Below are 10,057 nucleotides of genomic sequence, written 5' to 3'. Positions count from 1 at the left end.
GCGCGCGCTCGCCACATCGGCGCGCCTGGGCGCGCGCTTGAAGGCGCGCCCGGGTCGGCGCGCGGCGCGGCAGGGGTGGGCGCGCGCGGTCTCGAGACGCGCCTGGGCGCGCGCAGATCGGCGCGCCAGACGGACGGCGCGGGCGCGCTGGAACGCACGGAGGAACGGCGCGTGGTCACCTGGGCGCGCGCTCGAGGAACAGGGCCAGGCGCGGGCGCGCCCTGGCGCGAGGTGATGTGAGGTGACGGGAGAGGGGAGGGGAAGCGCGCTGAGGAGGCGCGCCCGAAGGGGGCCGGGCGCGCGTCACCTCACGTCACTTCACTGCCCGGCGGGCGCGCTCGCGAAGTACGAAGCGAACCGCTCCTGAATCTGCGGGTCCACCGCCGGAGCGCTCCGGTAGTAGGCAGCGAGCTCCGCGTGCCCCTCCTGCTCGAGCTGAGCGATGATCGCGGGCCGATGCTTCTGGAGGTAGTCCCTGAGCACAGTCAGGGACGGGTCGCCCGTCTCGGAGATCGGCCCGAGATGCTCACCCACAGTCATCATCTTGATCCGGGCCTGGACGTCCGCCTCGGCGTTCAATGCCTTGAGCGCGATGCCCTCGTTCCGGCTGTTGCGGGGAGCCCGGGGCGCGGCCGGGGGCCGGGCGGCGGGCACGTCCTGCGGCTCCTCGGCCGCGCTGGTCTCCTCCGGGGACTCGTCCAGCGGCAGCTCCTCGGCCTCCGGGTCCGGCGGCGGGGGCGCGTCGTCCTCGGCCGGCGGCTCCGGCTCCTGGTGCGCCTGGTGCTCGCGGGCACCGTCCGGCCCGGCCTGGCCCGGCGGCGGAGTGCCGGGGTGCTGCTCCTGCTGGTCCGAACCGGTCTGCTGTCCGGCGCCGCCGTTCTGGCGCTTCCACTCGGCGCGGCCCTTGGCGTACTCGAGGGAGCGGGTGATCAGGGCGTCCGCGCTCATCTCGCCCCACTGCTGCGTGTGGGTACGGATCTGCTGCAGGGTGACGATGCCCCACTGCCCTCGGATGTTCTGCAGCGCGGCCTCCGGGTTGGTCTCGTCGGCGAGCGCCTTCCGGATGAGCTCGACGGCCTGGTCGCCGGTCAGCTTCGGCCGCTGGTCCCCCTTCTGGGCGGGCGCCTGCCCCTGGTCCTGGCGCTGCTGCGGGGGACGCTGCTGCTGCCGCTGCTGAGGGGGGCGCTGCTGCTGGGCCTGCTGCTCGTCCAGGTACGCCTCCGGCCGGGTCTCGGTGACCTGGCGGGCGGGGGCGGCCTCGTGGAAGCCCATGCGACGGAGCAGGGTGTCGATGCTGAAATTCTCGAACCGCTCGGTCTGGCCGGGCGTGACGTCCCAGTGCAGGGTGCGGACGCCAGTGAGGTACGCCTCCCCCAGGGCGTGGAGCTCGACGATGGCGTCGACCGCGGCCGGGAGGTTCTTCTCCGCCTTGATCTTGCGGGTCTTGTCCCTGGTGGGCTTGTCGTTCTCGAACGAGGTGACGAGCTCCTGGCGGGCGATGATGATCACGGGGCCGGAGTGCCGACGCAGAAGCCACAGGATCTCGCCCCACCGGTCCTTCGCCCGGTTCCACAGGTCGGGGTCCACGGTGACGGGGAGGTCGGGGTTAGGGCCGCGGCGGCGCTGCTCCTGCGCCTTCCTCTCCGCCCGCCACCGGGCGTAGAGGGCCTGTTCGTCGCTGAGCATGTCCCACAGGTTCGTGCCGTTGTCCAACACGATCATGTTCCGCTTGCCCTCGACGGCGGGCGGCTGCGCGACGGCCCAGCGGACGGCGTCGAGGATGTCCTGGTAGGTGCCTTCGTGCGGGACGATCTCGTACCGGGCGCCGGGGATACGGCCGTAATAGTCGGCGGTGCCCTCGGAACCGCCGATCTCGATCCAGTACGTCATCCCGATCAGGTCGGAGCTGGTGCCCTCAGCGGCGACTCGGCTCTTGCCGGTCTTCTCCGGGCCCGCGAGGAGGATCATCGGCGGGTTGGGCAGGCCGGTCGGCTTACGGGATCTGCGCTCGCGCTGAGGCGTGGTGATACCAGGCATCTGGGTGTTCCTTCACTTCGTGGTCCCACGGGTGCTCTCCCGCGGAGGATGCAATGGCGGTGGGCTTAACCTCTCGCCGTTGCCATCGGCTTACTATTCTACCGGTCTGGCTGGGTAGCTCAATGCTTGTTGAGAAGATTCGCGACAGGAGTTGCGAGCTCCGGCTCCAGGTCCTCCCGGTGCCGGGCGTACCACTCGTCAAGGGCGCTGTGTCCCTCGGCCGCACGCTCCAGCTCCTGCTCGGACTTGGAGCCCCATGCGGTGACGGCCTCGGCGAACTCTCGCTCCACGGTGCCCGATTCCCGCCGACCGAGCGCTTGAGTGATCTCCTCCCAGGACGCACCGCCCAGGGCTTCGGCGAGCACCACCAGGTCGACGACCTCGTTGGCCACATGCCGCAAGCGGCGGGCCTTCTCGATGCGCTCCGTCGTGCTGATGGTCGTGGCTGTGTCCGCGAGTAGAAGCCGGGCGAGGTCGGACAGGTCACGGGCGGCGCGGGCGGTGGCGATCCGCGCCAGGGTCTCCGGTGTCATGCGGAAGGGTCCGATCATGCAGGCGGCGGGCACCCCAGGTGGGGAGCCCGCCACTTCGGTACGGGTAGGGGCAGGATGCCTTACGGGTTGACTGACGTCAGCGCCTGGCCGAACAACGCGAAGACCTGGCTCATGCTGGCCTTGTCCGGGATGCTGATGCCCTTGGTCGCGGCGTAGGTCTTGATGAGGCGGCTACGGACCTTGCGGCCCTCCCCTTCGTGCTTGCCGAGAACCAGTCCTATGGCCTTGCCGGTCAACGGCCCGTTGAACACTTCACGCCGTCCGTTGTCGATGACGTCCTTGATGATCTCGTACAGCTCACCCTCAGTGCTCCACTGTGGGATGCCTCCCTGCGGCTGCGGGGGCGCGGTGACCGTGCGCGGACGTGGCTTTTTGACGGCCGGTAGAACGGGCGGAACCGGATGTGTGGCCGGGGCGCGCACGGCGCCCAGCAGCGGGCGCGGAGCGGCCGGCTTGGGAACTACGGGCAGCTCAGGCGCCGAAGCGAAGATGCCTGTGGGCTCGATGCCCGCCGCCCGCAGACCAGCCGGGGCCGTCTCGGCGAGCGGGACTCCGGCGTTGACCAGTCGCAGCGGCAGCAGCGACGCCACGGGCGCCTTCCTGCGCCACGCCCGCCCAAATCGGCCATGGAGCTGCGCCTGGTAGACGATTCGCTCCTGCTCGAGCAGCAGGGCCGTGTCGTACGAGCCTTCCTCCCACAGTTGCATGCGACGCCAGAGAAGGAAGGTGGGTAGCGGGGAAAGCATCCAGCGGGCCCACCGAACCTTGTCCATGTGGCGACGACGCCCAGTGGCCGCGCCGATACGGACGGCGTAGATGTGCGCGGCGATCTCGGAGACCGCGACCCAAAGCAGGGACATAGACCCGTGGGAGACCTTGGACCAAAGGGAGTCGCCAGACGCGACGTTCAGCGTGCAGGTGATCAGGCTCAGGGCCCAAGGGACGAGCCGTGCCCACCACAGCGGCATGTCCATACGGATGAGAAAGAGGTAGGCCCCGGTGAAGACGGGGATGGCCGAGTCGATGGCGGCGGGCAGGACCCACGGTTCGGTGAAGCCCCAGGACGCGGCCGCCTTGGACACGGCGTCGAACGATGCGTAGAAACCGAGGCCGCCGACGGCGGCCCCGCCCAGCGCGGTCAGCCCGGCACCGAAGCGCTCCCGGCCGCTGAGCGGCGGTACGCCGGAGTCATCGAAAGCCTTCGGCTTCTCGTCCGCGTGGGAGCGGGGGGACAGACGTTTCAAGACACCATTCCTCTCGTTCGGGTCTCCCCGGTCGGCGTATGCTCATAGCCTTCCGGGTCGATTAAACGATATAGCGTCTTTCGCCTCGCGTGCCTTCGTTAGCAACTCACGCCCCGTCAAGAACCAGGACATGCAGGGCTATTCAGTCCCCCGGTTACCAGTCCAGTGGCTTCGTCGGCTTCCGTCTGTCCGGCGCAACGATCTTCGCCAGGTGTGCCGAAGACCCGAGCCGGGACAGCAGCCTCTCCCCCAGGATGTCCACCACGCCCATCGCCTGGCTCCCCGGCTGTCTGCGGCTGCGCAGGTTCGTGGTGTACACCGTGGGCCGTCCGGCCGCGATCCGGGCATCGATCAGGTCGATGGTCTCCTTCCGAGCGAACTCGGTAGCGGTGACGTCCATTTCGCCGCACAGCTCGTCGAGGACCAGCAGGTCGCACTCGACGAACCTTTTCCGGACCTCCCAGGCCTTCATGTTGTGTGGCGCCGAGTCCGGGCGACGCCACGTCAAGTAGGTCGCGTGCTTCACGAACAGCGCCCACAGCCCCCGCTCCGCGGCCTCGTTCCCGACCGAGATGGCTGCTGCGGTCTTCCCGCTGCCGATGTTCCCCGGAAGGATCATGTTCAGGACCGCCGGTCGTGCGTCCAGCTTCTTCGCCTCGATCAGAGAGTCGAGCCAGCGCTGAAGCGTCTTCGGTTTCTGTGCCTCATCGAGGTGATCGAAGCGAAACGCCAGATAGTCATCGTGGGCGGCGTCGATGATGCTGTTGCGCCACATGTTCCGTCGTGCCCTGGCCTGTGGCACGGCCACGTCCTCCCACAGTCCGTCTTCCGGTTCTGGCTGGGGCGGAACGCCGAGTTGCGACATGTCCGCGCCGTTTTTCTCCAGCACGCGCAAGAGGTGCGCGCTCAGGTCGCCGAGCGCATTCATGCCGCGGGCCGGCGCAGTCGTCGGGGTGTCCGCGGTGACCGACATCGTGGCGCTCCTTACTGTCGTGCGAGGACGCCGAATGTGGCGTCGTCAAAGTCGTCTGCCGGGGTGTCGAGAGTGCCGCCGGGCGGGGTCTGCGGATCGTCGCCCTGGTCACCCCAGGTCGCCGAATCGCTGTATGGAACCCGTCCGTTGGGCTGATTCGGGACGATGCGGTTCGTGATGACCCCGAGGGCGTTCTGCCACTGCTGCGCGCTGGGCAGATGCTTGCGTGCGTGCCGGAGGGCATCTGCGCACTGCCGCTTGGTGTAGCCCTTCTCGAGCGCCTTGGTCACCATGCCGCGCATGGCGACGTATCCGTTCGCCTTGCCGACGAACGGGCCGAGGTGCTTCTCGGCGTCCTCCCACCACCACTTGGCAACTTCCTCAGCGGCCTCGGCCAGGGCAGCCTTCTCCTCGGTCTTTCGAACGGCTGCGGCATCCTTCGCCGCATCATCAGCAGCCTTCTGGGCCGCGGTTCGGCGGGGACGCCGGGCACGGGGGGCCGTTTTCGGCGGCGCGGTGGGCGGCTCCTCGGCGAGGGGCTCCCCCTCGGCCGGATCCTCCTCCGGCTCAGGGGCCAGGTCGGCAGGGGGTTCCGCCTCGTCGTAGGGGTCGGTCTCGAACCCGTCGCTGCCGAGGGTGCCATCGGGGTACTCGACGAAGAACGTGCCGTCCTCCTGCTCCACCACGGGGACGGCCGGATCCCTCTGAGTGCTGAAGATCTCGTGATCCTTCTTCCACTGGTCCACGGGAAACTCAGACACCGCCGTGCCCATGACGACCTTGCCGTTGCGCAGTCGACGCCGTTCGAGGCGGTAGTGGCCCTCCGCGGCCAGCAGGCGCAGCGAGGTCCTTACAGCTTCACGTCCCTCGCGGCCCTCACCCTTGGAGAGTTGGTCGGACCGAACCTGCCACCCCTCCTTTTGATCAAGAAGGTAGGTCAGCAGCCCTAGCGCGCGGTAGCTGAGGCGTGTGTTGCGGACGGTCGTCGACTCCACGTGGACGTAGTAGGGGCGACGCCGGTTGTGACGGACTGCCGTGGGGCTGGGCAGGCGGCTCATGCGCAGGCCTCGCTGGCGTTGTCCTCGGTCAGGCGGAAGTAGGTGCGGTGCGTCCGGCGGCCGGTGGCCTGGCTGCGGGCCATGCGCCGCTTCCTCTCGGCCATGCCCGCGGTGCGGAGTTCGGTGAGGGCGCCACGCACTTGGTGGGAGTTCAGTCCGAGGCTGCTGTAGATGGACGTCACGTCGACCCACTCGCCATCAGGGTGCAGGGCGAGTTCGAAGAGGATGCGGTGAGCGCGGTCGGAGAACTTCTGAGTCTGAACGGTCGCGGTGTTGATCATCGTGCTGGTCCCTCGGGAGAGGGGCCCGGCCACGGTGGGCCGGACCCGGGCGGCCGTCGTCACTCGTCGCTAGCGCCGGGTTGCCTCGCGGGCAGCAACTCCGGGGTTTCCCGCAGTAGTTCGTCGAGATCGCCACGCCGGTACGCCGCCAGCAGCACGCCCATGCCGACCGGCTGCCCCTTGTACTTCTTCCAGGTGAAGGTGACAGTGCCGGTGGGCTTCCCGCCCGGCACGAACTCGAGCCCCGGGATGACCTCGCCGGTCCGCGAGTCGAAGATGACGCCCGTCTCCGGGTCGCGCTGGGCGTGCTTGAGGGACGCCTCGACGAACGCCGGCTTGGCAGTTATGACGATGTCGATCTCGCCCTTGTCCTCCGCATAGGCGTCGAACTTGCTCTGATCGGCGATCTCGAACCGGTCCTTGGTGAGGTTGACCTTGTAGCGGCCCACCTCCTCGCCGCGTATCTCCACGACAAGGTCCGACTGCCGGTTCTCCACGAAGCCCTCGATGAGAGGCTCCTTCGGGGCGTCCTTCTTCGGCTTGATGACGTCCTTCTGGTGGTCTTCGATGGCGCGAGCAAGCGCGCCGACCAGCGCGAGGGACTTCAGGGGGAGCCCGGTGTGCTCCTTGGCCTGGTCGTCGTCGGCGACGTCGTTCGACATCTGGGCGTTCCTCTCTTTCCCCGGACGCCGTGGCCCAGGGTTTGGTCCTCCCGGGCGGGGTGTCGCGGGGCGTCGCATGGAGGTACGTCGCCGGCCGATTCTTGTTACACCTAGGCCCAGGTAGCTGGGTTGCTCTCCCAACCGATCCGAATAGTACACCCAGGTAAATGACTTGTGGAGGGCGCGACGTTAACGGTGCGCCCTCATACCTTCGGAGCGGCTCTGCAGCATTCGGCGACGTCACCGAACGCGGCGGGGCCCCGGCTCCGCCCCATCCGGAACGAGGGCGGAACCGGCCCGGCGGCGGGCGAGGGACGGCCATGACGGCATGCCCTGCTTGCGAGGCAGGGCGCCGCGGTTGAAGTCCGCGGGCTCGCAACCCTCTCCCGCTGCCGGACACCGACGCATGGGAGAGGACCGCACCAGCCGTGACCGAGACGATCGCCGCCCCGCCGCGCTTCATCACCTACGTGCCGCTCACTGACCTGTCGCCGGCGCCCCGTAACCCGAAGCGGCACGAACTCGAGCTCATCATCGCCTCGATCGACATGCACGGCCTGGTGGAGATACCGGTCGTCGACGAGCGGACCCAGAAGACCCTCCACGGCCACGGCCGCCGTGAGTCCCTGATCGAGATGCAGTCCCGCGGCATGCGCACGCCGAGCGGCATCGTCACCGACGAGGACGGCGGCTGGCTTATCCCCGTCCTGCGCGGTTGGTCGTCCAAGAACGACGCCGAGGCCGAGGCCCTGGCCATCAAGCTCAACCGGCTTCCTGGTGAGGGCGGATGGGATCCCCGTGAGCTCGCCGAGGTCCTCGAGGACCTGGCGACAGGCGACGCGGAGCTGTTCGACTCCCTGGCCATCCCATACGACGAGATGGACAAGCTACTCGGCCAGGTCGACCCCGAGACCCTTCCCGGCGGCGGCCGCGAGGACAAGACCCCGCTGCTCCACCTGCCGGACGACGGGGAGCACGGCGGCGATGAGCTCAGCCCCGACGACGAGGGCCGCGCCCCGCATACGACGTGCCCGGCCTGCGGGCACACGTTCACCTCCAGCCGCTGACCCGCCCTCCGAGGAACACCATGTCCACCCGACGCAAGGCACGCCGGCCACAAAGCCGCAGCGGTCGCCCACGCCTGCTCTCCGAGGAGGTCGAGGCGCGCCTCGTCGGTGCCTCGCGTACGGGCGTCGCCGTCGAGCTGGCCGCCGAGATGGCCGGGATCTCCCGCTCGAGCTTCCTGGCGTGGATGGCCCGCGGCCGCGCCGAGGTCGAGGCCCGCGAGGCAGGCGAGAATCCGGATCCGGACGAGGACGAGTACGCGGCCCTGTACGAGAAGGTCCGCACCGCCCGCGCCACCGCGGCCGCGCGCGCCATGATGAACATCCGCCGGGTCGCCGACGGCGGCATCGTCACCAAGGTCACCACCCGCAAGTTCCGCGACTCCGTGACCGGCGAGATCGTCGAGGAGACCGTGGAGGACCGCACCGCGCCCGACTGGCGCGCCGATGCGTGGTACCTCGAGCGGCAGCACCGCGAGCACTACGGCAAGGACGCCATCGTCGCGGTCGAGATCACCGGCCTGGGCGACGTCCCTGCGGGCCAGGAGGAAGGGCCCGTCGACCTGTCCGCGCTCGCCGAGCGCCTGGACCGCACCTTGTTCGCCGTCGAGTTCCCGCCCGAACTCGAGGACGGCAGTGTCGTCGACGCCGAGGTCATCGACTGAATTTCCACGACGCGACGTTAACCACCACGGCCCTGCACGGTGCTCCCTCCCTGCTCAACAGCAACGGAGGAAAGCACCGTGACCACCACCTACTACCCGGGCGCCAGCCGTGCGTACGACTTCTCGGGGAGCTACAAGGGCGACCTGATGGACCCCGACAAGGTCCTCCTGCACACCACCGAGGGCACCACCCTCGTCGACTACTCCAAGGGCGCTGTCGCGCCGAACATCACGGCGAAGCCCAACTTCGACAAGAAGCGGCTGGACTGGTACCAGCACTACGCGTTCGACCGCTCCGCGCGTGCCCTGGTCAACAAGGCCGGCGGCGTGGAGACCAACACCGACGACGTCGTCCAGGTCGAGCTCGTCGGCACCTGCGACGCCGCGCACCGAAAGACCTGGGGCAAGCTGCAGGCGGGCGTGCACTACATCTACTGGCCGGACGCCCCGGACTGGGCGCTCGACGACCTCGCCGACTTCCTGGCCTGGCAGAACGTCAAGAACGGCGTCCCGCTGAAGGCGCCCGGCGAGTGGCTGCCCTACCCGGCCTCGTACGGCAACAGCAAGGCGCGCATGACCTTCGCCGAGTGGCGGGGCTTCTCGGGCGTGTGCGGCCACCAGCACCCCCCGGAGAACGTGCACGGCGATCCAGGTGACATCGACATCACCACGCTCCTGGCGAAGGCGAAGAGCAAGGCCGCGGCCCTCAAGGGCAGTTCGACCGGCGGCTCCACCACCAAGCCGACCCCGAAGCCCGCGCCGCCGTTCCCCGGCGCCGACAAGTTCGGGCCCGGCAAGTCCAACGCGTCCATCACCCTGCTCGGGCAGCAGCTCGTCCGGAAGGGCTACGGCAAGCACTACACCTCCGGCCCCGGCCCGAAGTGGGGCGAGGCGGACCGGCTGAACGTCCGCGACTTCCAGCTCGCCCACAAGGAGCTGGCGGGCGACGCCGACGGGATCCCCGGACCGAAGACCTGGAAGCTCCTGTTCTCCTGACCATTCCCGGCCGGCCCGCACCCGCGGGCCGGCCCCGTCCCTCAAAGGCCCTGTCAGTGGCAGGCGAGACCGTCATCACCGTCATCGGCAACCTGGTCGACGACCCCGAACTCCGCTTCACTCCCTCCGGCGCCGCGGTGGCCAAGTTCCGCGTCGCCTCGACTCCCCGCACCTTCGACCGGCAGACCAACGAGTGGAAGGACGGCGAGAGCCTGTTCCTGACCTGCGCCGTGTGGCGGCAGGCGGCCGAGAACGTCGCCGAGTCCCTCACCCGCGGCATGCGCGTCATCGTCCAGGGGCGCCTCAAGCAGCGGTCCTACGAGGACCGTGAGGGCGTCAAGCGCACCGTGTTCGAGCTGGACGTCGAAGAGGTCGGCGCGAGCCTGCGCAACGCCACCGCGAAGGTCACCAAGAGCGGGGGCGGCGCTCAGCGCCCGGCGGCCGCGGCGCAGGGGCGGCCCGCTGCCGATGACCCGTGGGCGGGACCAGCGCCTGAAGATCCGCCGTTCTGACCGCTACGCAC

General features: G+C 69.2%; 12 protein-coding genes. 5 read left to right on the top strand and 7 right to left on the bottom strand.

From position 1 onward, the window contains the following. Positions 1 to 240 (top strand): hypothetical protein (locus tag ABZ453_RS43855; protein WP_359024506.1); only part of this gene is annotated, 240 nt, incomplete at its 5' end. A gap of 78 nt (positions 241 to 318) precedes the next feature. Here the strand turns inward: ABZ453_RS43855 and ABZ453_RS43850 are convergent. From ABZ453_RS43850 to ABZ453_RS43820, 7 genes are all read right to left on the bottom strand, one after another. Continuing rightward, complete coding sequence (locus ABZ453_RS43850) at positions 319 to 2,037, bottom strand: hypothetical protein (protein ID WP_359024504.1); 1,719 nt, start codon at positions 2,035 to 2,037, stop codon at positions 319 to 321. A 119-nt stretch (positions 2,038 to 2,156) separates the two neighbouring features. After that, positions 2,157 to 2,588, bottom strand: coding sequence for a hypothetical protein (locus ABZ453_RS43845; protein ID WP_359024502.1), 432 nt, complete (start codon positions 2,586 to 2,588; stop codon positions 2,157 to 2,159). Between the two features lie 62 nt (positions 2,589 to 2,650). Continuing rightward, positions 2,651 to 3,835 (bottom strand): DUF2637 domain-containing protein, encoded by a 1,185-nt coding sequence (locus ABZ453_RS43840; protein WP_359024500.1) that lies wholly within the window; start codon positions 3,833 to 3,835, stop codon positions 2,651 to 2,653. A 154-nt stretch (positions 3,836 to 3,989) separates the two neighbouring features. Further along, positions 3,990 to 4,808: an ATP-binding protein gene (locus tag ABZ453_RS43835; RefSeq protein ID WP_359024498.1), complete on the bottom strand. Its 819-nt coding sequence runs from the start codon at positions 4,806 to 4,808 to the stop codon at positions 3,990 to 3,992. Between the two features lie 11 nt (positions 4,809 to 4,819). After that, entirely contained in the window at positions 4,820 to 5,866 is a 1,047-nt protein-coding gene (locus ABZ453_RS43830) for a hypothetical protein (protein ID WP_359024496.1), read from the bottom strand. Beyond that, the gene (locus tag ABZ453_RS43825; RefSeq protein ID WP_359024494.1) at positions 5,863 to 6,147 is read right to left on the bottom strand and encodes a hypothetical protein; all 285 of its coding nucleotides are present in this window, start codon (positions 6,145 to 6,147) and stop codon (positions 5,863 to 5,865) included. The genes ABZ453_RS43830 and ABZ453_RS43825 overlap by 4 nt, the downstream gene beginning before the upstream one ends. A gap of 59 nt (positions 6,148 to 6,206) precedes the next feature. Continuing rightward, entirely contained in the window at positions 6,207 to 6,809 is a 603-nt protein-coding gene (locus ABZ453_RS43820; RefSeq protein ID WP_359024492.1) for a hypothetical protein, read from the bottom strand. A 428-nt stretch (positions 6,810 to 7,237) separates the two neighbouring features. Here ABZ453_RS43820 and ABZ453_RS43815 point away from each other — a divergent pair, with 428 nt between their 5' ends. The 4 genes from ABZ453_RS43815 to ABZ453_RS43800 all read left to right on the top strand — a co-directional run bounded on the left by ABZ453_RS43815 (position 7,238) and on the right by ABZ453_RS43800 (position 10,046). Next, a complete protein-coding gene (locus ABZ453_RS43815) occupies positions 7,238 to 7,876 on the top strand; it encodes a hypothetical protein (RefSeq protein ID WP_359024490.1) in 639 nt (212 codons plus the stop codon). A gap of 20 nt (positions 7,877 to 7,896) precedes the next feature. After that, entirely contained in the window at positions 7,897 to 8,538 is a 642-nt protein-coding gene (locus ABZ453_RS43810; RefSeq protein ID WP_359024488.1) for a hypothetical protein, read from the top strand. Between the two features lie 78 nt (positions 8,539 to 8,616). Next, on the top strand, positions 8,617 to 9,534 hold the full coding sequence (locus ABZ453_RS43805; RefSeq protein ID WP_359024486.1) for a peptidoglycan-binding protein: 918 nt from the start codon (positions 8,617 to 8,619) through the stop codon (positions 9,532 to 9,534). A gap of 56 nt (positions 9,535 to 9,590) precedes the next feature. Beyond that, positions 9,591 to 10,046: a single-stranded DNA-binding protein gene (locus ABZ453_RS43800; protein WP_359024484.1), complete on the top strand. Its 456-nt coding sequence runs from the start codon at positions 9,591 to 9,593 to the stop codon at positions 10,044 to 10,046. Positions 10,047 to 10,057: the final 11 nt, after the last annotated feature.

The organism is Streptomyces sp. NPDC005799 (genome assembly GCF_040630525.1).
GTDB lineage: Bacteria > Actinomycetota > Actinomycetes > Streptomycetales > Streptomycetaceae > Streptomyces > Streptomyces griseorubiginosus_B.
This window is presented reverse-complemented; position numbering and strand designations above follow the sequence as displayed.